Source organism: Rhodopirellula islandica (assembly GCF_001027925.1).
In the GTDB taxonomy this organism is placed as follows: domain Bacteria; phylum Planctomycetota; class Planctomycetia; order Pirellulales; family Pirellulaceae; genus Rhodopirellula; species Rhodopirellula islandica.
Genome location: NZ_LECT01000029.1, coordinates 32,589 through 57,194 on the forward strand (window position 1 = coordinate 32,589; position 24,606 = coordinate 57,194).

At 56.8% G+C, this 24,606-nt stretch carries 22 protein-coding genes and 1 tRNA gene; 15 read left to right on the plus strand and 8 right to left on the minus strand.

Translation table 11 applies throughout. The features are described from left to right. Nucleotides 1–108 precede the first annotated feature (108 nt). Complete coding sequence (locus RISK_RS14880) at nt 109–354, minus strand: hypothetical protein (RefSeq protein WP_047815107.1); 246 nt, start codon at nt 352–354, stop codon at nt 109–111. Nucleotides 355–467: 113 nt separating this feature from the next. Between RISK_RS14880 and moaA the strand changes: the two genes are divergently transcribed. The 13 genes from moaA (at nt 468) to RISK_RS29765 (ending at nt 11,725) form a co-directional block, all read left to right on the plus strand. Beyond that, nucleotides 468–1,478, plus strand: coding sequence for a GTP 3',8-cyclase MoaA (gene moaA / locus RISK_RS14885; protein WP_083434986.1), 1,011 nt, complete (start codon nt 468–470; stop codon nt 1,476–1,478). 287 nt (nt 1,479–1,765) lie between these two features. Beyond that, nucleotides 1,766–2,869, plus strand: a complete 1,104-nt coding sequence (locus RISK_RS14890; protein ID WP_047815109.1) for a stage II sporulation protein M — start codon at nt 1,766–1,768, stop codon at nt 2,867–2,869. Then, nucleotides 2,859–3,935: a hypothetical protein gene (locus RISK_RS14895; RefSeq protein WP_047815249.1), complete on the plus strand. Its 1,077-nt coding sequence runs from the start codon at nt 2,859–2,861 to the stop codon at nt 3,933–3,935. Before RISK_RS14890 ends, RISK_RS14895 begins: the two co-directional genes overlap by 11 nt. After that, a complete protein-coding gene (locus RISK_RS14900) occupies nt 3,932–4,816 on the plus strand; it encodes a DUF4129 domain-containing protein (RefSeq protein WP_083434987.1) in 885 nt (294 codons plus the stop codon). Before RISK_RS14895 ends, RISK_RS14900 begins: the two co-directional genes overlap by 4 nt. Beyond that, nucleotides 4,813–6,495: a hypothetical protein gene (locus RISK_RS14905; RefSeq protein WP_047815111.1), complete on the plus strand. Its 1,683-nt coding sequence runs from the start codon at nt 4,813–4,815 to the stop codon at nt 6,493–6,495. Before RISK_RS14900 ends, RISK_RS14905 begins: the two co-directional genes overlap by 4 nt. Beyond that, a complete protein-coding gene (locus tag RISK_RS14910) occupies nt 6,492–7,580 on the plus strand; it encodes an AAA family ATPase (protein ID WP_083434988.1) in 1,089 nt (362 codons plus the stop codon). The genes RISK_RS14905 and RISK_RS14910 overlap by 4 nt, the downstream gene beginning before the upstream one ends. 97 nt (nt 7,581–7,677) lie before the next feature. Further along, nucleotides 7,678–7,751 (plus strand) — tRNA-Arg (locus tag RISK_RS14915). A gap of 666 nt (nt 7,752–8,417) precedes the next feature. Next, complete coding sequence (locus tag RISK_RS14920) at nt 8,418–9,509, plus strand: type I restriction endonuclease (RefSeq protein ID WP_047815112.1); 1,092 nt, start codon at nt 8,418–8,420, stop codon at nt 9,507–9,509. Further along, nucleotides 9,510–9,716 carry a hypothetical protein gene (locus tag RISK_RS14925; protein WP_047815113.1) on the plus strand — a complete coding sequence of 69 codons (207 nt, stop codon included), beginning with the start codon at nt 9,510–9,512 and terminating at the stop codon, nt 9,714–9,716. 554 nt (nt 9,717–10,270) lie between these two features. Further along, nucleotides 10,271–10,573 (plus strand): hypothetical protein, encoded by a 303-nt coding sequence (locus RISK_RS14930; RefSeq protein ID WP_150122590.1) that lies wholly within the window; start codon nt 10,271–10,273, stop codon nt 10,571–10,573. Nucleotides 10,574–10,677: 104 nt separating this feature from the next. Next, nucleotides 10,678–10,935 carry a type II toxin-antitoxin system ParD family antitoxin gene (locus RISK_RS14935; protein WP_047815251.1) on the plus strand — a complete coding sequence of 86 codons (258 nt, stop codon included), beginning with the start codon at nt 10,678–10,680 and terminating at the stop codon, nt 10,933–10,935. Between the two features lie 9 nt (nt 10,936–10,944). Beyond that, nucleotides 10,945–11,271, plus strand: coding sequence for a type II toxin-antitoxin system RelE/ParE family toxin (locus RISK_RS14940; protein ID WP_047815115.1), 327 nt, complete (start codon nt 10,945–10,947; stop codon nt 11,269–11,271). Between the two features lie 256 nt (nt 11,272–11,527). After that, nucleotides 11,528–11,725, plus strand: a complete 198-nt coding sequence (locus tag RISK_RS29765) for a ParA family protein (RefSeq protein ID WP_083434990.1) — start codon at nt 11,528–11,530, stop codon at nt 11,723–11,725. Nucleotides 11,726–12,066: 341 nt separating this feature from the next. Here the strand turns inward: RISK_RS29765 and pdeM are convergent, their stop codons facing one another. Further along, nucleotides 12,067–12,729, minus strand: a complete 663-nt coding sequence (pdeM, locus tag RISK_RS14950) for a ligase-associated DNA damage response endonuclease PdeM (RefSeq protein ID WP_047815117.1) — start codon at nt 12,727–12,729, stop codon at nt 12,067–12,069. Continuing rightward, nucleotides 12,726–15,329, minus strand: a complete 2,604-nt coding sequence (locus RISK_RS14955; RefSeq protein WP_083434991.1) for a ligase-associated DNA damage response DEXH box helicase — start codon at nt 15,327–15,329, stop codon at nt 12,726–12,728. The genes pdeM and RISK_RS14955 overlap by 4 nt, the downstream gene beginning before the upstream one ends. A 149-nt stretch (nt 15,330–15,478) precedes the next feature. On the opposite strand from RISK_RS14955, the gene RISK_RS33080 reads away from it, so the two are divergent. Further along, on the plus strand, nt 15,479–16,021 hold the full coding sequence (locus RISK_RS33080; RefSeq protein ID WP_236696336.1) for a transposase: 543 nt from the start codon (nt 15,479–15,481) through the stop codon (nt 16,019–16,021). Nucleotides 16,022–16,729: 708 nt separating this feature from the next. On the opposite strand, the gene RISK_RS14965 is transcribed toward RISK_RS33080, so the two are convergent. The 4 genes from RISK_RS14965 to RISK_RS14980 are packed head-to-tail and all read right to left on the minus strand — an operon-like array spanning nt 16,730 to nt 22,169. Beyond that, entirely contained in the window at nt 16,730–18,451 is a 1,722-nt protein-coding gene (locus tag RISK_RS14965; RefSeq protein WP_047815118.1) for an ATP-dependent DNA ligase, read from the minus strand. Further along, nucleotides 18,448–19,482, minus strand: coding sequence for a ligase-associated DNA damage response exonuclease (locus RISK_RS14970; RefSeq protein ID WP_047815119.1), 1,035 nt, complete (start codon nt 19,480–19,482; stop codon nt 18,448–18,450). The genes RISK_RS14965 and RISK_RS14970 overlap by 4 nt, the downstream gene beginning before the upstream one ends. Further along, nucleotides 19,479–20,909, minus strand: coding sequence for a UdgX family uracil-DNA binding protein (locus tag RISK_RS14975; RefSeq protein WP_047815120.1), 1,431 nt, complete (start codon nt 20,907–20,909; stop codon nt 19,479–19,481). The genes RISK_RS14970 and RISK_RS14975 overlap by 4 nt, the downstream gene beginning before the upstream one ends. Before the next feature lie 6 nt (nt 20,910–20,915). Continuing rightward, on the minus strand, nt 20,916–22,169 hold the full coding sequence (locus RISK_RS14980; protein WP_047815121.1) for a putative DNA modification/repair radical SAM protein: 1,254 nt from the start codon (nt 22,167–22,169) through the stop codon (nt 20,916–20,918). A 592-nt stretch (nt 22,170–22,761) separates the two neighbouring features. On the opposite strand from RISK_RS14980, the gene RISK_RS14995 reads away from it, so the two are divergent. Next, the gene (locus RISK_RS14995; RefSeq protein ID WP_201778952.1) at nt 22,762–23,445 is read left to right on the plus strand and encodes an endonuclease III domain-containing protein; all 684 of its coding nucleotides are present in this window, start codon (nt 22,762–22,764) and stop codon (nt 23,443–23,445) included. A gap of 70 nt (nt 23,446–23,515) precedes the next feature. Here RISK_RS14995 and RISK_RS15000 read toward each other — a convergent pair whose 3' ends face one another. Continuing rightward, nucleotides 23,516–24,562, minus strand: coding sequence for a molybdopterin-dependent oxidoreductase (locus RISK_RS15000; protein WP_236696338.1), 1,047 nt, complete (start codon nt 24,560–24,562; stop codon nt 23,516–23,518). Nucleotides 24,563–24,606: the final 44 nt, after the last annotated feature.

A 24,606-nucleotide genomic window follows, 5' to 3' on the forward strand; every position in this document is an offset into this window, starting at 1 on the left:
ATGATCAACTCAACAGCCTGCTACGGGGGGCTTCCACTCGCTGCTGAATCGGCACTTCCAACCCGCACGACCTCTTGATTGAGTGGAAATGAGTTCGGGCCAGTCCAGTCAAAACAGCAGCATCAAGAAACCACCGACGAAGGCCGCCAACACCACCCACACGGTGATGTGCCAAAGTGGTCTTCCCCCAGCCCAAACGTTTCGGCTGGTCGAATCGGGGAACTCGCGAGCCAGAAAGTCTTCGTAGTCGTCCTCGTCCCACTCGTCGGAGTGCTCTTCCCCTTCGCTGGCGTCATCGTCGAATTCATCGTCGTCGCTCGATTGCCAGGAATCATTGTCCCAATGGTTCGTCATGGAAGGTCGGTGTTGGGGGGGCGAATTCACGTTCATCAGCGTTGGCGGCACCGGTCGCCGCTTCGCTCGTCTGTCGCATCGCATCATGGAGGCGGGGCGGTTACCCTACCAACATGACTGATCCCATTGCATTGGTCGATCGCTTTGGTCGACGCCACGATAGCCTTCGCATCAGTATCACGGATCGTTGCAACATCCGCTGTTTTTACTGCATGCCCGAACACGACGCGGCGTTTCTGCCTCGCAGCGGCGTGTTGACGTTCGAAGAAATCGAGCGATTGGCTGGGCTGATGGTTCATCGCTGCGGCGTGCGGGACATCCGGATCACGGGCGGAGAACCTCTGGTCCGACGCGACTGTGTCGAATTGACTGCGATGCTGGCCCAAATCGAAGGCTTGGAAGACCTGTCGATGACCACCAACGGCATGTTGCTTCGCGAGCATGCGGCTGATTTGCGTGCGGCAGGATTGCAGCGACTGAACATTTCGCTGGACACACTCGACGAAGCCACCTTTGCCAAAATCACTCGTCGCCCTGGCGTCGACCGAGTCATCGAAGGAATCGATGCCGCCATCGAGGCCGGGTTTGAATCGATCAAACTCAACGCGTTGGCCATCCGTGGGATCAGCGAATCGGAACTGGTTGGCTTGGTCCGTTTTGCGATCGGAAGAGGGGTCACCTTGCGTTTCATCGAGTTCATGCCGCTCGACAGCGACCGGGCTTGGCAATCCGCCGACGTGCTGTCCGGAGACGCCTGCCTGCGATTGCTGAGCGAAGCGTTTGGCGAAGTCACTCCCACGGGCCGTCAAAATCAGTCGGCCCCCGCAGAAACGTTCCACCTTGCTTGTGATGGCCGCGAAGGCACGATCGGAATCATCCGCTCCGTGACCCAGCCGTTTTGTGGCGATTGCAACCGTTTGCGATTGACCGCCGACGGTGGGCTGAGAAATTGTTTGTTCGCTCAAAACGAGACACCGCTGCGAGATGCCATGCGAAGCGGGTGCGACGACGACGCGCTGATACAAAAGCTCCAACAGTGTGTGGGCGAGAAACGCGCCGCTCACGGCATCGACTCGGACAATTTCCGCCCTCCCGATCGTCCCATGCATGCGATTGGTGGCTAGTGGTCTATTACTGCTAAAAGTTAGGGTTGACCGCAGTGGACGAGGCCACGAGTCCTTGGATTTGACGCCAGTTCAGGACTCGTGGCCTCGTCCACTACCCTAAAAACAAGTCCTGACAGACCACTAGCCGCACGCGGCGGATGTCATGAAAACGAACGAGCCCGTGACACGTTGAACACGGGTGTTGGGCGAGCGCTGAAACAATCCGCCCGACAATCATCGCTCAACGTACAAACAGGACGCCGTTGGCCCCCCGCGTTCCGAATTCGTTCGCTATAATCGCTCGCATGAACATCGCCAATCTGCTCGACAAACGACGATCGAACTGGGGCGAATTGGAACGTCTTTGCGAGGCCATGGAAGTTCGAGGACGAACAGACAAGGCTGGGCCTCAATACAAAGGTGCCGCTGGCATCGTTCGTTTTGCAACGCTGTATCGCGGCGCATGTGCGGACTTGGCTTTGGCCGATGCGTACCAATTGCCTCCCGCTACGGTGACCTACCTGCACCGGCTCGTCGCGCGCTCACACAACCAGCTTTATCGAGCCGGCAAATTTGAACCCACCGGTTGGTTCGACATGATTTTTCGCGTCGCGCCACGCGAGATCTATGGCGATGCCTGCGTCCGCGTCGCCACCATCGTGTTCTTCGGTTTGTTCGCGCTGTCGATGTACTTGGGCTACCAACAAACCCTGTTCCCCGATTTTGCCAACGTCGTAGTTGGCGAAGCAGGCCTGGAACAGATGGAAGAGATGTACGAAATGGAACTGGTCGGCAGCCTCGACCACTACATCAGCATGTCCAGCTTCTACATCATGCACAACACTGGGATTGGGCTGAAATGTTTCGCCTATGGAATCCTGATCGTGCCGTGCCTTTACATCTTGTCGAGCAACGCCGTGACGCTGGGCACCGTGTTTGGCTACATGGCTCGTGAGGACGTCGCCAGTCGCGACAATTTCTTTGAGTTCGTCACTGCACACGGTCCATTTGAGTTGACAGCGATCGCCTTGTCCGCCGCCGCGGGACTGCGTCTGGGGATGGGACTGTTCGCCACCGGAGGCTTGAGCCGAATCGACTCGGTTCGTCGATCAGCAGTGCGAGCCGTTCCAGTCATTTCCGCCGCAGCCGTCTTGTTCGTGCTCGCCGCCTTCACCGAAGGTTTTATCTCCCCCAGCCCACTGGCATACACCTTCAAGGCGGGATGGTCGGTGATGTCTTCCAGCATGATCAGCTTCTACTTCGTCGTCCTCGGCTTCCCTGGAAATCGCCAACATCGAACCGGCGGACGCCCCATCGATACTATCTGGAATGACGAGTCCACTGAAACTTCCGAGTCCAACACGCTAGCCAACCTCAGTGGCGGGAGCTCGAGCGTCCGTGCAGCTTGATCGCACCCACATCGCTATCCGAGTCCGGTCGCTGTCGGAAATCGGTGACCTGGCCCTGTTGATGCTTCGCCGCTATCCGGTTGCGGTCACGCGAGCCTTTTTTGCAGGCGCGGCGCCGTGGATCGTGATCAACGCGATCCTGCTGTCTTTCTTGCCGATGCGCATCGCGGCGGACGAATTTTTCACCGATGACTCGCTGTCGGATTTGATTCGCTACGCCAGTTGGATGAGCGTTCTGGTTGTCCTTCAAACTCCCTTGGCCGGCGCCTTTTCGACGTTCTATCTAGGCCAGGCCGTCTTTGAACAAAAACCGACTTTGCGACACACGTTCGCGGAAGTCTGGAAACTTCGCTGGCCCCTGCTTTGGATTCTTGGTGTCAAACGGCTCGCGATCCCCACCACGTTGCTGCTGGCGTTCCGAATTGGCACCGACTCAGACATCTTCCTCGACTTTGTCTTGCCTTGGCTGATCGTCATCTTGGCGGCCATCATCCGCTCCAATCGCCCCTTTGTTCCCGAAATGATCGTCCTGGAACGCTGCCCGCTTCGTTCGCGATCGTCCAACGTCATCACGCTGGCGCGACGATCCAAGGGATTGCACGGACCGATGTCCAGCGAACTGGGAGGCCGATTCCTCACCGTTGCCGGCACCTCGCTCGTTTTGACTTGCTCGGTTTACTATTCCATGATCTGGGTGCGCGGCATCGCCACCTCCAACTGGTCGACGGATTTCATTGCGATGGTCGTCTTCCTTCCGTTGGCATTGTGGATCATCGCGGCCTTCACCGTCGTCGTTCGCTTGCTCGGCTACCTGGACGCTCGCATCCGATTGGAAGGCTGGGAAGTGGAACTGGCGATCCGAGCCGAAGCCATTCGTCAATTCGGTGAAGATGCCATGACCGGACAATCTGGCTCGTCGCGACCACGCCTTGCCCGGGCGGGATCGCGACTCAGGCGTCCCACTGTCACGCCCCCACCCAACCAGGCAACCGAAGAAGCCATCCTGGTCGAAGAGTCTGATTCGGACGTGCAAACGACTCCGGTTGAGATCGAGGTCCGCCCATGAACGACCTCTGCCCTGCCGCGGCGACTCCCAGACCGCTTGGCCAACACAGCCGTTCGCGTCTGGGGCCGTTTGGTTCCGTGCGAGCCCTTTGGTTCAGCTGCGTGTTGCCCTGCATTTGCTTCAGCGTTTGCACGCCAGCCTTGTCAGCAGAATCGACCACCGAATCCGCGCGGGTCTCGCCCGTCAGTGACTCGGTTTGGTACGACGACGACACTGGCGAACTGGTTCCCGTCGAAGTTCAAGACCAACAAACCGACACGGAGAATCGCGGCAGTCGTTGGACCGCCGTGACGTCCAACAAGTCCACTGCGGCGACTCCCGCTCCTGCGACCACCACCAGTTTTCCGTTTGCTCAACTGTTTGGTTGGTTGATGTTGGGTGGTCTGCTGGTCGGATTGGTCTCGATGTTGGCGTGGGTGTTCGCCAACAGTGACTTTGACTTCCACCACGGAAGCGTCGAGCAATCGCTTCTGGAAGGAGACCGCGTTGATCGCCAAACCCGTCAACGCATGGAACATTTGCCCGAGGCGTTGCGAGACACGACGGTCAACCCACGTTCCGAAGCCGAACGGTTGATGCGCGAGGGCCAGTTCAACGAAGCCATCATCTACCTTTACGGGCATCAACTGTTGTTGCTCGATCGAGTCCACTGGTTGCGATTGGCTCGAGGGAAAACGAACAGCCGCTACGTGCGTGAAGCCAAACGCTCTCAACCCGACACGGGAAGTCGATTGCAGCATACCGTTGCCGCTTTTGAACGTGCCTACTTTGGCCGGCATGAATTGTCGCAATCCGAATTCGAACGCCTCTGGCAAACCAACGCGGCGCTGGAACAAGCGATCCAATCCGCCGACTCCGCTCGACAACCGGGGGCAGCATGAACATCGCCCTCCTGACCGCACGTCAGAACCATCTTGAGTTCCCGTTCAACGTTGGCCCCAGGTCGACTCGTCGGCTTGCTGTCTCATGGCTGGTCCTGTGCACCCTGCTGTTGTCCGGGTGCAGCCGCCTGGACACGACCTACGGAAAATCCGACGGGGCGAAGGGCAAACAAAGTCTCAACGGCTTCGGTGCCCTGCGAGAATCACTCACACGGGAGCTGGACCCAACCGAACGCTCAAAATTGGGGGACGCCTGGCAAGACGCGGAACTGCGGGCTCGCAACCTGACTCGACTGTCTTCTCGCGCCAATCAACACGACGCCATCGTTTGGATCCCGACCGCTTGGCCACCCGCCAACCCTGCCGAAGTGACGGACTGGATGACGAAGTGGCTTCGAAACGGCAACCGCACGATTGTCTATGTCGTCCCCGACGAAGGCAGCACGGAAGCCTACTGGCGAGAAGCCTCGCAGGTGGCCCCTCCCGCACAACGCCTGGAATACCGTCGCCGCTTGGCACAACAGATCAATTTGCGTTTGCTCCAGGATGCGCGACGCGAGGACGTGACGGTCGGAAAACTGTTCACCGCTCGTGGCCTCCCGGCACGGCAAACCATTGATGATCGCCGGATCGCCTCCTACGATCTGCATCCCTTTGATCCCGCACGCAAACCGGTCGTGACCACCTTGACTCCAATCGGCCAACCGACCGCGACAGTCGCGGACGACGATGCCAACGAAGAGGAATCGGCTGGCGTCCCAGCAGAACTCATCGAAACGGAACCAAGCGAATCAGAACTCGACCAACTCTTCTCGGACGAAGACTCCGCCGACGGGGACGAAGCGACCGACGCGCCGCAGGCCCCCGATAAGCAGGCCGCTGATCAGCAGTTCACAGTGCAGCAGGCGGAGGAGGATGATCCGACGGATTCAACCGAGAACGACCGTCCGTCGCTCTTGTTCGAACCGCTCGACAAGGCCGAGGACGTCACGATCTTGGCCCGAATCACACACCCGAAATGGAAAGATTCGCGAATCCTGGTTGTCGCAGGCGGAGGCTTGCTCACGAATTTCGCGATGACGGATCAGCCCGCTTTGGAAATGGCCGATCGTCTTCGCAACGAAATCCTGGCGACCGCCAAGGTCGGGCCGGACGAACGAGTCAGCTTGGGTTTCTTGTCCACCGATGACATGTGGGTCCCCATTTCAGACGCGGAACCAGGCGCCCCTTCTCAAACCGGGATGGAATTGCTGACGACTTGGCCGATCAGTCTGATCACGATTCACGCGTTGTTCCTGGGTGTGGTGATGTGCCTGATGCTGTTGCCCACCTTCGGCCGAGCCCGGCAAGTTGTCTATCACCGTTCCACCCACTTCGGAAACCACCTCACGGCCATGGCCGTTTTGATGCGTCGCGCCGGTGGGATGGACTTTGCCAAGGAAAAGATCAACCATTACATGCGAGTCGTTCGCGGTGAACCGGATTTGTTTGTGGTTGCGAGCCCGCCGCCCGCCGCCGTTCCCGAGACACCCTCGCCTGATCCCCCGAAATCGACCGATCAGTCCCCACCGGACACGTCCCCGGAATCTGATTTGACCGAGGCTGAAGCCCTCGCAACCCCTGTTGCACCGTCACCTGACCCGCCAAGTCCTCACGAGCCCGTTGAGAAGTCGCCTTGAACGATCCTTCCTTGCCGCCCATCTTGCCCGAAGACAACTCCGGTCCCGACAACCCCGGCGGCGCCCACTCCGCGTCGCCCCAACCCGGTTCTGCTGCATTGGCTTCGGAAGCTCCGCCGGTCTCCCCCGAATTCGCCAAGATCAAGGAGCTCTTTGAGTTGATCCAGGCCGAAGTCGGCAAGCTGTACGTTGGACAAGACGAGCTGGTGCTGGGCACGTTGACCGCGCTGTTCTCCGGGGGGCACGTGTTGATTGAATCGGTTCCCGGCCTCGGCAAAACGCTGTTTGTCCGGACGCTGGGCCGCATCCTCGGATGCGAATTTGGACGCATCCAATTCACCGCCGACTTGATGCCCTCGGACATCACCGGTGCTCCCATCTTCGACATGCAGAAGAGCGAGTTTCGTTTTCGCGCCGGCCCTGTGTTCACCCAGTTGCTGTTGGCCGATGAAATCAACCGGTCGCCAGCCAAGACTCACGCGGCGCTGCTCGAGATCATGCAGGAGTACCGGGTCACGATTGATGGGACCAGCCACCCGGTGCCGAAACCGTTTCTCGTTTTAGCGACCCAAAACCCACTGGAAAGCGAAGGCACGTACAACCTGCCCGAGGCCCAACTCGACCGCTTCATGTTCAAACTGATGGTCGACTACCCATCCGCCGCCGAAGAAGCCGAAATTTTGAAAATGCATTCGCTGCAAGTCGACTTTGGGCAGCGATTGGAAGCGGAAATCCAACCGATCACCAACCCGGAGATCGTCCAAAAGGTGATCGCGACGTGCAGTCAAGTTCGGGTCGAAGATCGCTTGGTCGAGTACATCAACTCGCTGATTCGATCGACGCGGACCTGGCCCGCATTCCACATCGGTGCGTCCCCACGAGCCGGAATTGCACTGATGCAATCTGCACGGACGATCGCCGCCTTCGCCGGCCGCGATTTCGCGGTGCCAGACGACGTGATTGAGATCATTCTGCCCGTTTTGCGGCACCGAGTCTCGTTGACCGCGGAGGCCGAAATTGAGGGTCGCAGCGTTGATGAGGAATTGCGGGCCATGATTCGGGGAATCGAAGTCCCACGGAACTGAAAGTTGGCCATTCCCCCTTGCGAGAAATCCAACCAGCCGATATTTTCACGCCCACGCGAGCGACGCGAAAGCGATTCGCCGCTCAACAATTCAAGACGCACCCCTAGCTCAATTGGATAGAGCATCGGTCTACGAAACCGAAGGTTACTGGTTCGAACCCAGTGGGGTGTACTCAAGAAGCCGTGTTCAGCCATCCGCTGACACGGCTTTTTTTGTGCGCCTGCAAAGCAACTTTGCGGCCTCCAAGTTTCCCCACCGGGATCCCATGGAAGGTTCTTCCCAAACACGTCCCTTCAATGCATCCTGCGCCACCCGGCGAGCAAGAACCGCGAAGCGGTGACATCTCTCAGCCTTGGGTTTCAACCCAAGGTTGGCCAGATCAACAACGCAAACAAGCCGCGGAGCGGCGGCAGAGAAGCCTCGAAAAGATGTTGTTGCTCAATAGCTTCCACCCCAGCTGTCGTCGCTCCGCGACTGGGTGGTTTGTTTCGACTCCTGGGGACCTTGGGTTAAAACCCAAGGCTCATCGGCTGCCGTCACTCCGTGACTGTTGAACGTGCACCTTGCTCGGTCGAACGCCGAGGTATTGAGAGCGGTCACCATGGTGGCTGGCACCATCCCGCGCCGCGATCAATAACACAATCAAGCCGCGGAGCGGCGACAGAGAAGCATGAAGAATCTGCGGCAGATCCCCAACCGCGACTAGGCAAACGAAATAGCCACGTTCACTGTTTAGCCACGTCTCTACCTGGTGGCTGGTAGGACACCCACGCTTGAGTTGCTAGACTGTGATTTGCGCACAACCGCATATCAGTCATTCACACAGGAGCGAACGGCATGGAACTCTTCGACACTTTGACCAGACTTGCTTCCCGACTCGAATCACAACGAGAACTGTTGGGGACCGAAGAGGCAACGAAGAATGCAGTTATCATGCCCATCATCAATGCATTGGGCTACAACGTATTCGACCCGACTGAAGTCATCCCTGAGTTCACCGCTGATGTCGGCGTCAAGAAGGGCGAGAAGGTCGACTATGCGATCGTCCTGAATGGGGCGCCGACGATTTTGATTGAATGCAAAGGGATCAACACCAAACTTGACTTCAAGCACGCATCCCAACTCTACCGCTACTTCGGTGTGACCGCGGCTCGGTTTGCAGTACTCACCAACGGACAGCATCTCTGGTTCTATACCGACCTTGATTCTCCAAACCAAATGGATTCGAAGGCATTTTTCAAGTTTGATTTGAACGACTTTGATTCACGCGATGTCGCGGAATTGAGTAAGTTTGGCAAGTCCGTCTTTAACCTGGAAAACATCCTTGCAAACGCTACCGAGCTTAAATTCACTCAGCAACTCGGCGCTGTCTTGGCCACCGAGGTGGAATCGCCCAGTGATGAATTGGTGAAACATCTGACCTCCAAAATCTACGACGGTCGATTCACCTCAACAGTTTGCGACCAATTCCGTCCCCTGGTGAAGTCCGCTTTTCGAGACTTCATTAACGATCGACTCAGTAGTCGACTCAAATCGGCATTGCAGGGGGTCGACTCTGAGGTCGAAGTCGGAACATCTGAAGTTGATGCAGAACAGCGAGATGACGGTATCATCACAACAGCGGAAGAAATTGAGGGATTTCATATCGTCCGCGCAATACTCGCAAAGCATATCCCGATCAAACGAGTGGTAATGCGAGATACGAAAAGCTACTGCGGGGTGTTGCTGGATGACAACAACAGGAAGCCCATATGCCGGCTGCATTTTAACGGTGGACAAAAGTACCTTGGGACATTCGACGTAGAGAAAAAGGAAAATCGAAATCCAATTGATCACTTGGAATCAATTTATTCCTTCGAGCAGCAACTCATTGATTCCGTGAACGCATACGATGGCAACCTGGAAGCCGGTGAACCTGTCTCAGAATGAATGGATTGCCTGCAATCCAAGCCGCACTTCAGCGGCGGAAGGTTCGTTTCACAGTTCGATGATTTCATTGTCGGCGACCAACCAGGTTCGGTCCCCGTTCTGGGGCTGGACGACATGGGTTCCGGTGAACTCGCCGATGGCTGGAAAGACGAGACATCCAGACGATTACCAGAAACACGGCAACTTCCCAAACGAATCCCGTCCTGAGCCAATTCGGATCGCGGGATGCAATTGACCGCACAACCACAGGTCGCCGCGATCAATAGCACAATCAAGCCGCGGAGCGGCGACAGAGAATCATGAAAAATCTGCGGCAGATCCCCAACCGCGACAAGGTGAACGAAATAGCCACATTCACTGTTTAGCCACGTCTCTACATGGTGGCCTGTAGGACACCCACGCTTAAGTTGCTCGACACTAATTTGCGAACAAACGCATCTCAGTCATTCACACCGGAGCGAACGGCACGGAACTCTTCGACACTTTGACCAGACTTGCTTCCCGACTCGAATCACAAAGAGAACTGTTGGGGACCGAAGAGGCAACGAAGAATGCAGTCATCATGCCCATCATCAATGCGTTGGGCTACGACGTATTCGAACCACAGCGTTTTTCGCTTCATAACGACCGGCGAGTGGAGACACTCACCTGCAGTTGGTTCCGTATCACGTTTGTCGGGAATTGTCGAAGGCTCGCACTTTTTTCAGTCACAAATGATGCAACATGATCAGAACAGTGAAAACAAACTTGTGAGGATCAACATGACTGAAACGAAAAAGAAGCAGATTCTGAAACCAGAACACGTCGTCCGAAACGGAGCCGTTGCCGCTTCGATTTGGAAACGACAAGCCCCGAGCGGATTCGAGTACTTTGACTATTCGATTAGCCGAAGCTGGAAGTCGAAGGGCACCGGACGAGAAGCCTATTCGCCGAACTTTTTTGCTCGTTGCAAAGACGATTTGCTGAACACGATTGAAGCGGCAACGCAGTGGATTGATGAGCAATCGGATGAGCCGAGCAAGGTAGACGCGAAGAGCGCTGAGGCAAATCACCAGCTTTACTAGGTTTTCGGTACGGCCAGCGACTCGAAGAATTGCTGGCGGCTTGCCTCTCACCTGTGTTACAATGTAACACAGCCCGCAAAAAGGAAGAAATGATGCGAGAAACCATGTCCCTATCACTGACGCCCGAACAATCATCGTTTGTCGAGTCGTGTGTTGGTACTGGCCGATTTCAGTCGGCGAGTGAAGTCGTTCGTGCTGGTCTAAGGCTACTCGCGGATCAAGAAGCGATCAGGCTTGCCGAGCTTGAAGCGGTTAAAAATCTGGTTCAAGCCGGAGCCGATTCCATTGATCGTGGTGAACTGCTTGACTCGACTGAATTCTTCTCGTCTCTTCGCGAAAAGTACTCGGCTTCGGGCGGCTAAGCCATCGGCATGAAAATTCAACTTTCAAAGGCTGCCGCAAACGACATTCATGAAATTGAAACGTACACGCTGTCGAATTTTGGCACGTCGCAAACGCTCGACTTTCTAGGAAAGCTCGAAGACGCTCTGACGCTAATCTCGACGCAGTCGGCAATGGGAACGCTTCGTCCAGAATTTGATCCGCCAAATCACCAGTTTCGATACCAAGCGATTTTGAGAAGCTTTATCGTGGTTTACGAGGAGCATGAAGAGAGTCTTCTTGTCGCTCAAATCATCCACGGATCTCGAAATCTACTTTCGGAGCTTCTGCGCGAAAGCGGTGATGAGACTGAATGAGTTTTGGCACTTACTTTTACAGTGAGGGCAACGCGCCGTTGCTTCCAAACCACCGCTTATGCTCGTCATCTGTTAGTCGAGTGAAGTGGTCGATCAGAACAATCATCCGGTACTTTTCAAAAAGCCTCGATCCTTCATTCTTTGCCAGTCGGTATTGGCGGACGGTCAATGGGGGTGAGCTTCCAATCGCCTCGTTCTCAAACGCTTCTTGACCCCTGAAATCGAGACGCTCCCAGGCCGCGAGAGATGCTGACACATGATAATTGCACTTGTAAATTCAAAAGGTGGCGTCGGAAAATCGACGTTGGCCGGAAATCTCGCCGGATGGCTCCACAGCCACGGTCACCGAGTTGTTCTCGCCGACTGCGAACGTCCCGATCGATCAGCACCAGCCAGTCCACCGATGGTCGATAACTCAGCAGACGACACACCAACGATCGACTGCGCCGGATGATCTGAACCGGGACCATCAGCACCCGATCACGGAACGTGGTGAAGTCCATGCCGATCAGTTTGCTTTTGATCGCCGCTTGCTCCTCCTTCTGTTTCGCTGTTCCGCTCGGCTTGATCATCAGGCCCGACCAGACCTTCAGCAACCTATCGCGACTCGTCGGCCTTTCATCACTTACGTCACTTGATTTGGACCGCAGCAAAGTGACCGAGGAAGGATTGAAGCTCGTCGCAAAGCTGAGAAACCTGGAGTCACTCTCGCCAGACGCATGTTCCATTACAGACTCGGGCCTTGTCGCGTTGACGGGACTAAAGCCTATGCCACTTGAATCAGGGCCTTCTTGTTCACACTTCGATGATTTCGTTGTCGGCAACCAACCAAGTCCGATCGTCTTTCTCGGGCTGGACGACGTGGGTTCCGGTGAACTCGCCGATGGCCGGAAAGACGAGACATCCAGACGAGTACCAGAAACACGGCAGCTTCCCAAACGAATCGCGTCCTGAGCCGATTCGGATCGCGGGATGCAAATGACCGCACAACCACAGGTCGGCTCCATCTGGCACCGGACCAGGATGGTGCCCCAACGCAAGTTGCCCCATCCGCTCTCCTTCCTCGACGGTTCGAATCGGCCAGGTGCCGGGTAGATTCCCGACGTGTGCATCGTGATTGCCTCGGACCAGCAGGAACTCCACGGATGGGTGCTCGGCAAAAAACGATTCGACGGCGGCGACGGTTTCGGTCGTGAGCGATGATCTCGCGTGGAACAAGTCCCCAAGAATCACGAGGCGAGAAGCACTCGTGTCCGCCAGCAAACGCGAGATGGTTTGCAAGGTTTCAACACTGCTTCCCAGTGGCACCGGAAGTCCATGACGACGAAACGTTGCGTCCTTTCCCAGATGCGGATCGGCGACAAACAGCGTGTCATGTTCTGGGCAAAACGCGGCCCGCGACGCGAAAAGTTGCCACTCGGTGCCGGCCAAATTCGTGATGATTGATCCCGACGTCATGGCTTGCCCGCCGCCAGTTCCAAGTCAGCTTGCATTCTTCGAATTCGATCTGCCAAAGTTTCGCTGCTGACCCGTTCCCGCAATTTGTCGACCAACAGCCCGAACGCCAACGGAGTCACACGTTTCGGTTCGTTGAGAAGGATGCGGCTCGCCTGAATGCGTTGCAACGCCAACCGCATCCGCGAAGATTCCAGTTGCTGTTCCAGCACTTCCCGGCGACTCTGTTCCAAAAGCATGTTGTTCGGATCGTACTGACAGAAAACATCAAAGAACAAATTGCTGCTGGCTTGCAAATGCCCGGCACTTTTTCGCCGACCGGGCAGACCAGGGTGAATCAAACCGGCAACGCGTGCGATCTGACGAAACTGACGCTTTGCCATCTCGGTCGAGTTCATGCTTTTCAAAATCTCTTCGACCAAGTCACCGGTGGCGAACACCCCAGCGGTCACCGCCTGTTCGACCTCGATTGGCGTGGGTGACTGCAACACGATGCCGTGGTCATTGCAGCCAATGGAAAACGTCTGCGTCCGTCGTTGCGACATGCGATACGCAAACAGCGCCGCCAAGCCTTCGTGAACGAGACGGCCTTCAAACGGATACAAAAACACGTGATGCCCGCCGCGAGTCTTGACCTTTTCCATCAACAGTTCATCGCTGCGAGGCAGCGTGCTCCACTCAGCCTGCAATTCCAGCAACGGTTTGAGCGACTTCATTTCTCGACCGACGAAGGTCCCCTCGGAAGCCTGCTCGATTCGTCTCCGGAGTCCGTCGCTCAGTTCACTCGAGAGCGGCATGCGTGCGCCCATCCAACGCGGCACCGTGTCTGGTTTTCCCTTGGCCCGACGCACGTACGCTGCGTTGTCTTTGACACGCACCAATTCCACCAAGCGGCCCGCGAACAGAAACTTGTTGCCGGGTTTCAGTTTTGAAAGGAAACTCTCCTCCGCGCTTCCAAGCGTCTTTCCTTTCAGATACTTCACCTGCATCGATGCATCGGCGACGATCGTGCCGATGTTCATGCGGTGATTGGTGATCGTCCGTCGCTGAGTCACTTGGAATCGCTCGTCGACGACTTCGACGCGGTGGTAGTCCGGGTAGGCTTCCAGTGACTCGCCCCCGCGAACGACGAAGTCCAAAACCCATTGCCACTCCGGATCGGTCAGTGATTGATACGCGTGAGCCATGCGAACCTCTTCTAGCAGAGCGTCCTGGGTGAAGCCTCCGCCGATCGCGATCGTCACGACATGTTGAGCGAGCACATCGAGCGGTTTGTCCAACATTGGCCGAGCCTCCAAGCGACCACTGCGAATGGCGTCTTGGGCAGCCGCCAACTCGATCAGTTCAATCGCATTGGTGGGAACAAACACCAGCCTGCTCGTCGCGTCAGGCTGATGCCCACTTCGGCCCGCCCGTTGCAACAATCTCGCGGCCCCTTTGGGACTGCCGATTTGAACCACTAAATCCACGGCGGTGAAATCCACCCCCAGGTCCAAACTGCTGGTGCAAACCACCGCACGCAGCTTCCCTGCACGCAAGCCGTCCTCGACCCATCGGCGGACGGACATGTCGAGCGAACCATGATGGATCGCGATCTGCCCCGCCCACTCGGGTTTCTGCTTCAACAGATGCTGATACCAGATCTCGGTTTGCGAACGAGTGTTGGTGAAAACCAACGCACTTTGGACGGACTCCAACAACTGCACGACCTGTGGAACCATTTTGGTGCCGAGATGCCCTGACCAGGGAAATCGATCCATTTTTTCCGGAATGATGGACTCCACTTTGATCTTCTTGTTTTTGTGCCCTTCCACCACTTTGACTCGGTCGGCCGGAGTGTCTCCCATCAAGGCCTGACACGCCTGAGCCAAATTGCCGAGGGTCGCCGACACACCCCAGATCCGCAGATCGGGATTGAGCGAACGAAGCCGCGACAGTGCTAACTCGGTTTGAATGCCACGCTTCGTGCCCAGCAACTCGTGCCATTCGTCGACGATCACACATTCCAATTGCGACAACTGAGCCAGAAGTTTCTCATGCGTCAGCATCAACGAAAGACTTTCCGGCGTCGTGACGAGTGCCGTTGGAAGCTTCTTCAGTTGCCGCTGCTTCGCACTCTGTTTGCTGTCGCCCGTTCTGGATTCAAGGGTCCACGGCAGCCCCAGCGCATCAAGCGGTGCGCGGAGTGACTTCTCAGTGTCACCGGCCAGCGCACGCAGCGGCGTGATCCACAGGACACGAACCGGCGGACTTCGCTTCGGATTCCATTTCGACCTGTCAGGGTTCTCCTGCAGCCATTTCAGGATCGGCCCCATCCAAACGCCCAGTGTCTTTCCCGTCCCCGTCGCGGAGTGCAACAACCCGCTGTAGCCATCGCGATAACTCCGCCAAACTGTTCGTTGAAACGCGAATGGTTTCCAACCAATTGACGCGAAGTAGCGGTCAATTGTCTGAGTGGGTGTCTCGGGCACGAGCTTAAGAGAGTTGTTCAAAGGATCCGATTGGCGGCTTGGGTTGTTCGTCAGCGATTTGCGGCCCCAGCAAAATGAACCGCAGCGGTCGTCCGTCGACAACGCAATCTGTGTGCCACAGAGCGAAGTCATCCTCCCAACCCGACGCGTCAGCGAGGGACTCACCACCGAGCAGCACGGTCCCTCGCTCACACGTCGGGTTGGGAATGCCAGCGAGCTCCCCTCATCCGCCGTGAAATGCAGCCGTCGAAATGAGTGGCTGATTGCCTTGGTACAATTGCATGCGTCTCATCATCACAACCCGACGCGTCAGCGAGGGACTCCTCGAGATGGTTCACAATGTGTCCATGCAAGATCCGTTTGCATTCTTCATCACTTGGCCAACCTATGGCACCTGGCTTCCGGGCAACGATCGCGGATGGGTCGAGTATCACCATGGGTGGCAATTGCCCAATCGAAATCTCGAGTCAATGTGCACGACACAGATGAAGGAGAAGCAGTGCCTGCTCAATCCAGGTGATCGAGAAATTGTTGTCGCTCAAGTGACAGAAACTTGCCAAATGCGAGACTGGACGATGCACGCGGTTGATTGCCGATCCAATCATGCACACATCGTGGTCAGCGCAACCAAGACAGCCCCCAAAAAGATTCGCAAGGATATCAAAGCATGGTGTACACGAAGGCTGAAAGAAAGGTCGAATCCACATCGCACCAACTGGTGGGCCGAGAGAGGAAGTATCCGATACATCTGGAACGAAGACTCACTCGCGAGAGTCGTGATGTACGTCACTGAAGCACAGGATCGAAAGGGACTGGAACGATAGCTACTCGACGCGTGAGGGACTCACCACCGAGCCGCATGGTCCCTCGCTCAAGCGTCGGGTTGCGAATGTCACCAAGCTCACGTCATCCGCCGTGAAATGCAGCCGTCGAAATGAGTGGCCGATTGCCTTGGTACAATTGCATGCGTCTCATCATCACATCCCGACGCGTCAGCGAGGGACTCACCACCGAGCAGCACGGTCCCTCGCTCACGCGTCGGGTTAGGAATGCCAGCGAGCTCCCCTCATCCGCCGTGAAATGCAACCGTCGAAATGAGTGGCCGATTGCCTTGGTACAATTGCATGCGTCTCATCATCACATCCCGACGCGTCAGCGAGGGACTCACCACCGAGCCGTCGCATGGTCCCTCGCTCACGCGTCGGGAATGTCAGCGAGCTCCCCTCATACGCCGTGAAATGCAACCGTCGAAATGAGTGGCCGATTGCCTTGGTACAATTGCATGCGTCTCATCATCACAACCCGACGCGTCAGCGAGGGACTCACCACCGAGCCGCATGGTCCCTCGCTCACGCGTCGGGATTGCCAGCGAGCTCCCCTCATCCGCCGTGAAATGCAGCCGTCGAAATGAGTGGCCGATTGCCTTGGTACAATTGCATGCGTCTCATCATCACAACCCGACGCGTCAGCGAGGGACTCACCACCGAGCAGCACGGTCCCTCGCTCACGCGTCGGGTTGGGATATACATTCGTCAGCGGAGCAATTCGAGTAGCTCGCTCAGATGGTTCGCATCAGCCGCCTGTTTGTCGTGACGCCAACGTTGGATCCGTGGAAACCGAGTCGCGATGCCGCTTTTGTGTCGTGAACTGCGCTGCAGCCCCTCGAACGCGAGCTCCATCACCAGTTCCGGCGACACACTGCGAACCGGACCAAAGGATTCGTTGGTGTGAGTGCGAACGAAGCGATCGACCTTCCGAATCTCCGCATCAGTCAATCCGCTGTAAGCCTTTGCGAACGGCACCAACTTCTCATCGTCCCACAACGCAAACGTGTAGTCCGTGTACAGACTCGCACGCCTGCCGTGTCCCTTTTGTGCATAAATCAAAACGGCATCGATCGTGTACGGTTGGACCTTCCACTTCCACCAGGTTCCACGAACACGTCCGGTGTCGTAGACCGATTGCTTGTGCTTCAGCATCAACCCTTCCGCGTTCTGCTGGCGACTGGATTCGCGGATTGTTCGCCAGGTGTCCCACGATGATCCATCGATCAACTTCGTCGCACAGAGGTGCGGGTGCTCGATCGATCGCAACAGGGACTCGAGTCGCTCGCGACGATCGCTGAACGGGAGTGAGCGTAGATCGCGACCGCTTTCTTCCAGCAGATCAAAGGCATGAAAGACAACCGGAACTTCCGTCAAGAGTTTCTTGCCAACGGTTTTCCGCCCGATCCGTCGTTGCAGTGCAGCAAACGGAAGCACTTCCCCGTCGCCTTTCGCCGCGAGAATCTCTCCGTCCAACACCGTCCCGTTTGGCAAACATGCGGCAGCAGCTTCAATCTCCGGCCAACGATTCTCCATCAAGTCTTCTCCGCGTGACCAAACGAAGGTTTCGCCCTCTCGTCGGATCACCTGACCGCGAATACCGTCCCACTTCCATTCCGCAACGTAGTCCGAGGCGTCGCCCAGCGGTTCCGGCCCCTGCTCATTGTCGAGTGCATGAGCCAAACAAAACGGGTACGGCTGGCTGAGTCGCGTGTCGTTCGTGTCAGGGTCGATCAGTTGTTGAAAGAACTCAACCGACGGTTTCCAATTTCCCATCAGACGGTGTGCAATCACATCAGCGGGAATGTCAAAGCGATCCGCGATCGCGCGTGTCACCAAACGCTTGCTGACTCCCACGCGAAATGCCCCGGTGATCAACTTCATGACCACAAAGCGAACTTGAACGGGCGTCTGCCGCCAAATCGCCAGAATCTCTGTCCTCTGTTCGTCCTCTTCCATGTTGCGAAGCGGCAACAGCCGCTGCGTGACCCAGGTCGCGAGACTTTGCTCGAGAGGAGCCTCACCACCACCGCTTTCGAGGACAATGGACGCAGATGAAACCGTCATGGACAGAGCGGATTCATTTTGCTCGCTTTCTCTCGAATCGCCGAACGGATGATCGTCGCTGGATCCCGCACGTTCGCGTTCCGTATTCACCGGAACCACCAATGCAAGGGTCTCTGCCAAGTCCCCAACCGCGTGATACGACTCCTCGAACAACCAGCTCGGAATGCCAGCTTGTTCCGCAGCCCAAACTCGCAACAGCTTCGTTGGCACGAGTTGCCGAAGCTTGTTCCCGGAAAGGAAATGGATCGCCCAGGCGGCATCCAACCCATCCACGTCACCCAAGTAGGCAGACATGGCCGCGATCTTTTCGTTGGTCTTCGTCGTTGAATCCAACGTGTTGTAGAGCTGTGCGAAACGGATCATGCTTCCGTCTCCGATTCAGCTGGACGCTCGGGAGTCTCTGCGTCTTCCTCGTTGTCGGAACGAGTGGACGACTCCAGAACCTCCGCCTGACGGCCTTGCTCGTTGAGGTATCGAGCCACCACGGCGCTGTACCCGTGCGTGACCCAGACGTTTTCTGGATCGCAAGCCTCGATCGCTTGCATCAACGACGGCCAATCGACGTGGTCGCTGACGATGAACCCACGGTCCACGCTGCGACGTCGCCGGGCTCCGCGAACCGCCATCCAGCCGCTGGCCATCGCCGTGCTGACGCGTCCAAACTTTCGCATCCACGGTGTCCCATGCGCACTTGGAACCGCGACCACCATCCCGCCCGACCAATCATGCTTTCCATCGATCGAGCCCACGTGAGTGGTTTCCGGCATCGCGACGCCTGAATCCCGGTATGCCTGTGTCCCTTTTTCAACGGCCCCGTGCGTGTAGATCGGCCCAATGGAGGTGTCCAATCCGGCCAGCAGTCTTTGACTCTTGCCGACCGCGTAGCCATACAGCACACAACACTTGCCAGCGTCGCGACTCTCTCGCCACCACTGGTTGATCGCAGCCGTTGTCACCTCATCCGGCTGCCAGCGGTAGACCGGCAAACCGAATGTCGACTCGGTGACCATCAGGTGACATCGGATCGGTTGCCAGCTTTCGCAGGTTGGATCGTCACCGAGTTTGTAATCGCCAGTGACCACTTCGACACGCCCTCGATATTCCAAGCGAACTTGGGCCGAACCCAGGATGTGTCCGGCAGGATGAAAACTGATGTTGACTCCGGCAATCGAAATGGACTCGCCGTAGTTCAAAAATTCGAACTCGGCATCATCGTTCATCCGCATGCGCAACAGATGCTCGCTCGGCTTGGCCGACAAATACCGACGGCAGCCCCATCGAGCGTGGTCCGTGTGGGCGTGACTGACGACGGCACGGTCGACTGGGCGGTTGGGGTCAATGTAAAAGCCACCGCGTGCGCAATACAAACCGGTGGGAGTCGATTGCAGAATCATGAATGGCTCACCGCAACTCGCAGATCAGCGACCAGTTGTTCTTGCATCTGGGCTCGCCGTGATTCATCAGGCATGCGCAGAACGGCTGCCGGATGCCACGTCGCAAACGTCTGGTCGCACCACTCCGTTTGCAGCCTCACTCCGCGTGATTTGGTAATTCTAAAATCGCGGCCGAACAACGCTTGAGATGGCGTCGCTCCCAAGCACACAATCACCTTGGGCGAGACCACCGACAGTTCCGCTTCCAGCCAAGGCCGGCAAGCGTAGATTTCACGCGAGTTTGGCTTCTGATGCAGTCTCCGCTTGCCGCGCTGGGTGAACTTGAAGTGCTTGACCGTGTTGGTCACGTACACTTCGTCGCGATCGATGCCTGCCTGCGACAAGCATTCGTTGAGAAGTTGCCCAGCGGGACCGACGAACGGTTTGCCTTGAACGTCCTCCTGGTCACCGGGCTGCTCACCGATCACGACAATCCGGGCATCGGGATTGCCCTCACCAAAGACGGCTTGCGTTGCATCCTGACAGAGATCGCAAGCGGAACACTGGCTCACAGCAGCAGCAAGACTCGGCAGATTGATCTTGGCTGGCATGAAATGCGTTGCCGTCTGGCCGAATCCCTCATGAGTTTCGATCATCTTTTCGACGCGAGTCGGTGCTTGCTCAAGCAATTCCGGAATCAGCTCCGCTTCGGGCAGCGTCGCCCAATGTCGCACTGGCATCTCACGCTTCATCATCGCGACCTTGACGCGAGCCGGATTGAAGATCGATGCGTAGTAGGTCTTCCACAATTCTTCCAGCGAATCGTCACTGTCCACTTCGCTGGCGGGCACACCACGACCATATTGCAGAGAGGTTTGATCCCAAGACGCGGACTCATCCGGCGTGAAGATCGACCAACGCATGCCTTTGAAACGTCGTGCAAAAAACGGAGCCGCCAAACGCATGATCCGATGATCAGGTCGATGCCAAGCCACAAAGGTCTCGGGATCATTCACGACTTTGCGAAACCGCACGAACGCTTTCATCTTGTGAACGTCGCGCGTGACCGCCTTCTGCATTTGAGTCAGTTCGTAAACGTCGTCGTCAGTCGTGATCTTCAGCAGTTCCCGTTGCTCATGGAGGATTCGCCACAGCGTTCGGTAGAGCAACGCCCAACGTCCGGCGTCGCGGTGACAGGCGACGTTCTCGGCGAGTCCTAGAAAGGAACGAGGTACGGTCATCGCGGAACTGGCAGAATCCGATTGCTGGTCCGTCGTCTTGCTAGGTGGCGTGCCGGAGTCTGAACCGCTGGGGACCTCCTCAAACAAACTCAATTGGTCCGGATCGGTTTGCCAGTGAACATCGACAGGGCGCGCGCCCATTGCGATCAGCCGCCTGGCTTCGTTCCGCCACTGTTTAAAAGTCTCAACGCAATTTGTTGGCAGCATTCGAAGTCAAACCTCGCCTGAGATCGCCGACGCCGAGGCATCGAACAACAGCAACTGCGTCGTCGGCGGTTTGGCGCGTTCGCCGAGATCGAGCTTGTCCAAGCTGGCCAGACCAGGGTTGTGATCTGCCGTTTCAACGAACCATTTGGTTCGCTTCCATGCGACTCGCAACTTTCGCAGGTCAGCGATTCGCAAGCTTTGGAACTTTCGAATCTTCAAGATGCGATCCACACTGCGGACACCAATGCCGGGAATGCGGAGCAGCTCCTCGCGACTGGCCCGATTCACGTCCACGGGAAAGAAGTGGCGATTTGCGATCGCCCACGCCAGTTTGGGGTCCATCTCCAGCGACAAGTTCGAGTCACCATCCGCAACGATTTCGCTGGCGTCGAAACCGTAAAAGCGCATCAGCCAATCGGCTTGGTACAAACGGTGTTCGCGAACCAGCGGCGGCGATTGACCAGGAAGTCGAGCATCGGCGTGCGGGATGGGACTGTAGGCCGAATAGTACACGCGGCGAAGTCGCTGGCCGGCGTAGAGCTCGGAAGCCGTCTTGAGAATCTCAAGATCGGGAGTCGGCGTCGCCCCGACGATCATTTGGGTGCTTTGACCGGCCGGCGCAAACCGTGGCGGTTTGAAACCCGACTTCTTTTCCTCTTTGTTCTCGTCGATCTTTTCGCGAATGCCACTCATCGTGTCGACAATCTGCGGCTTCTTCTTTTCCGGTGCCAATTGCACCAAATCGCTTTCGGTTGGCAACTCGATGTTGACGCTCAAACGATCGGCCCACGCGCCTGCCTGATCGATCAATCCCTGCGAAGCGTTGGGGATGGTCTTCAGATGGATGTAGCCGCCGAAATGTTGGTCGGTCCGAAGTCGACGAGCGACCTCGATCAATTGCTCCATTGTGTAGTCCGAGTTTTGGATGATGCCCGAACTCAGGAACAAACCCTCGATGTAGTTGCGTTTGTAAAATTCCATCGTCAACGAGACGACTTCGTCGACAGTGAACCGAGCACGAGGCGTATCGCTGGAAATTCGGTTCACACAGTACTGACAATCGTAGATGCAGTAATTCGTGAGCAGAATTTTCAGCAGCGAAACGCACCGACCGTCCGGCGTGTAGCTGTGGCAAATCCCCATCCCTTCCGTGCTGCCGATCTGACTGCCAGCGCGAGTCCCCTTGGATCCGCTGCTGGCGCACGACGCATCGTATTTCGCCGCGTCAGCAAGGATTTCTAATTTGTCACGAACTTCCATCAACGACCGTTTGATTGCGGGAGAGACCAGAATTTGGATTGGTGGACCGCGCTTCAAAGACGAGTGGGAGCACAGGCGACTCCCACGAACGCGATACCTCAGTGTCCGCGGTTGCAAAGCCCATGCCGTTTCGAACATCGACCGCGGAAGGCAACTCCCGGCAACGGACAGAGGTCAACCAAGCGAACTGCTCGGAGCTGACGAGTGAACCCTCATTGATCATCAATGCGAAGAACCATGCACCGTTGGAAACTGACGATTTCCTCCAAAGCCGTGCCGCATGGCATCATCCTGCCGAGCGAAAGCGATGATCGACTCCACGCAACCTGACACCTGGAAACAATTGAACCGAATTACACGAGGAAGAATTAACAGCAATTCTCGAAATAGGATGAGCAACAAAGAAGGAGTGAAAATTGAGCAACCGAGACGGACACACGCCGTCCCATCCAGGTTCACAACCAACCACGGCAACGATCGATCGATGAGAACTGCAGATGCTCGAGAGATCGCCCGCCGGACGCAGTCGCGGTTGACGACGCGCACAATGTCCTGATGCCCGAAAGCGAACTCGAGTGCGATCAATCCATCCGTGACACAGACGCCCAAACAACCACTGCCGCCGGAACAGATCGAGCAGGTATTTCAGATCCTCGCTCGCGAGATGCCGGGTCGTGCCCCAGGGTCCATGGGACCGAAGGGCCAACCCAATCCGTTTCGCACCTGCATCTCTTGCATGCTGTCGGCCCAATCACGCGATGCCAACACGGCCGCCGCAACGAAGGCCTTGTTCCAATTGGCGCGAACGCCCAAGACAATGTTGAGACTCGACGACGAGCAGATCTCTGCCGCCATCAAGCCGTGCGGGCTGTACAATGTCAAAACCAAAAACGTTCGCAAATTCTGCACAGCGTTGCTGGATGAATTCGGCGGAGTGGTTCCCAGCACCCGTCCGGAGCTGATGCAACTCCCCGGCATCGGTCGAAAGTGTGCCGACATCGTGCTGCAGTTCGCTTTCGGGATCGACACGATCGCGGTCGACACACACGTTCATCGCGTTTGCAATCGGACCGGTATCGCGATTGGCAACAATGCCGAAAAGACTGCCGAAGCACTGAACGACGTGGCTCCCCCATGGGCTTTCGCGGAAGGGCACTTTTGGCTGATTCAGTTTGGCAAGCGAGTTTGCCTGTCACGGGCTCCCAAATGTGACACCTGCCCAATCAATGAATTCTGCCTGAAGCGGGCTGAAGATCGGCGAAGCGAACCCGAGTGAGCCAAGCACCTCCGACAGTTTCCAATTGCTTGGCCGCAGTCGCTGAACATCGAGCAGACGTCCACGCCTATCAATCCGACCCCGACGACTCGATCGCTTTCAAAACAAACGCCTTCTGATCCTCGACCAATGCGTCCAAGGAGGCCACATCGAGTTGAGTCTTCGAATCAAACTTGGCAGTCAGCCTGGGCGTCGCACCGGAATCGAATTGGCAGAAGGTGGCACCGAAGAGTGAAGCCCCACGCAAATCGCACCCACGCAGGTCTGCCCCGGACAAGTCCGCGCCTTCGAGATCCGCGTCTGCCAGACAAGCCTCCCGAAGGTCGGCCCCCTGAAGATTCGCGTTGGAGAGGTTGGCATCTCGCAACTCAGCCCGCTGAAGATTGCAGGACTGGAAATCCGCGTCCCGAAGCAACGCGTCAGTTGCTTTCAAACCCGACAAATCCCGGTGAGCCGCATGAATGCCGCGAAGGTCTTTCTCGCGGAAATCTCGCGACTCGATCACTCGCAATGCTTCTTGCTTGGTCAACGTCGATGCCATGTAGCGTTCCTCACGCCACGGGTCCGCACCGTTGTGATATCCAGCCTCGGATTCCCAGTACCCCAGACGCTCTTCTTTCAAGAACTCAATCCGGCGGATCCACTTCACGCTCTTGTAGAAGTACTTGCCCGGAACCACCATTCGCATCGGACCGCCGTTCTCCGTCGCCAGCGGTTTGCCTTCGGCTTGCAACGCGATGATCGGATCGAGTTCCAGCATTTCGCTGAGCGGTAGCGAGGTCGAATGATTGCGTTCACTCCGTGCGACAAACGAAACGAAGTTCGCCTCGTCGGTCCAGATCGGGGTTTCCGAATCGTGCAGCAAATCTCGCAGACGAACGCCGGTGAACGACATCGCCGGTTTCGACCAACGCGTCACGCAGTGAACATCGATTTGCCGAGTCTCCTGCGGCATCGCTCGAATCTCGTCGAGCGAAAACGTCGGCGAACTCGCGACGCAGCCACAAAACTCGAGCGACCAAGGCGAATCGATCTCGCCCGGATGTCGTTCCCCCACAATGGGCCAACGATCACCACGAACAAGCTGTTGATTGGGAGGAAGTGCGCTGTCAGTCATGATCGCATCGTACACCCACGCCTGCTTTCGAGCGAGATCGACAA

Coding starts and splice junctions, on each gene's coding strand:
- RISK_RS14925 (WP_047815113.1), top strand. CDS start 9,510: ATGGATTGCCTGCAATCCAAGCCGCACTTCAGCGGCGGAAGGTTCGTT.
- RISK_RS14920 (WP_047815112.1), top strand. CDS start 8,418: ATGGAACTCTTCGACACTTTGACCAGACTTGCTTCCCGACTCGAATCA.
- RISK_RS14975 (WP_047815120.1), bottom strand. CDS start 20,909: ATGCTGCCAACAAATTGCGTTGAGACTTTTAAACAGTGGCGGAACGAA.
- RISK_RS14970 (WP_047815119.1), bottom strand. CDS start 19,482: ATGATTCTGCAATCGACTCCCACCGGTTTGTATTGCGCACGCGGTGGC.
- moaA (WP_083434986.1), top strand. CDS start 468: ATGACTGATCCCATTGCATTGGTCGATCGCTTTGGTCGACGCCACGAT.
- RISK_RS14880 (WP_047815107.1), bottom strand. CDS start 354: ATGACGAACCATTGGGACAATGATTCCTGGCAATCGAGCGACGACGAT.
- RISK_RS14940 (WP_047815115.1), top strand. CDS start 10,945: ATGAAAATTCAACTTTCAAAGGCTGCCGCAAACGACATTCATGAAATT.
- RISK_RS15000 (WP_236696338.1), bottom strand. CDS start 24,562: ATGACTGACAGCGCACTTCCTCCCAATCAACAGCTTGTTCGTGGTGAT.
- RISK_RS33080 (WP_236696336.1), top strand. CDS start 15,479: ATGCGTCTCATCATCACAACCCGACGCGTCAGCGAGGGACTCCTCGAG.
- RISK_RS14905 (WP_047815111.1), top strand. CDS start 4,813: ATGAACATCGCCCTCCTGACCGCACGTCAGAACCATCTTGAGTTCCCG.
- RISK_RS29765 (WP_083434990.1), top strand. CDS start 11,528: ATGATAATTGCACTTGTAAATTCAAAAGGTGGCGTCGGAAAATCGACG.
- pdeM (WP_047815117.1), bottom strand. CDS start 12,729: ATGACGTCGGGATCAATCATCACGAATTTGGCCGGCACCGAGTGGCAA.
- RISK_RS14980 (WP_047815121.1), bottom strand. CDS start 22,169: ATGGAAGTTCGTGACAAATTAGAAATCCTTGCTGACGCGGCGAAATAC.
- RISK_RS14965 (WP_047815118.1), bottom strand. CDS start 18,451: ATGATCCGTTTCGCACAGCTCTACAACACGTTGGATTCAACGACGAAG.
- RISK_RS14900 (WP_083434987.1), top strand. CDS start 3,932: ATGAACGACCTCTGCCCTGCCGCGGCGACTCCCAGACCGCTTGGCCAA.
- RISK_RS14955 (WP_083434991.1), bottom strand. CDS start 15,329: ATGACTTCGCTCTGTGGCACACAGATTGCGTTGTCGACGGACGACCGC.
- RISK_RS14930 (WP_150122590.1), top strand. CDS start 10,271: ATGACTGAAACGAAAAAGAAGCAGATTCTGAAACCAGAACACGTCGTC.
- RISK_RS14935 (WP_047815251.1), top strand. CDS start 10,678: ATGTCCCTATCACTGACGCCCGAACAATCATCGTTTGTCGAGTCGTGT.
- RISK_RS14890 (WP_047815109.1), top strand. CDS start 1,766: ATGAACATCGCCAATCTGCTCGACAAACGACGATCGAACTGGGGCGAA.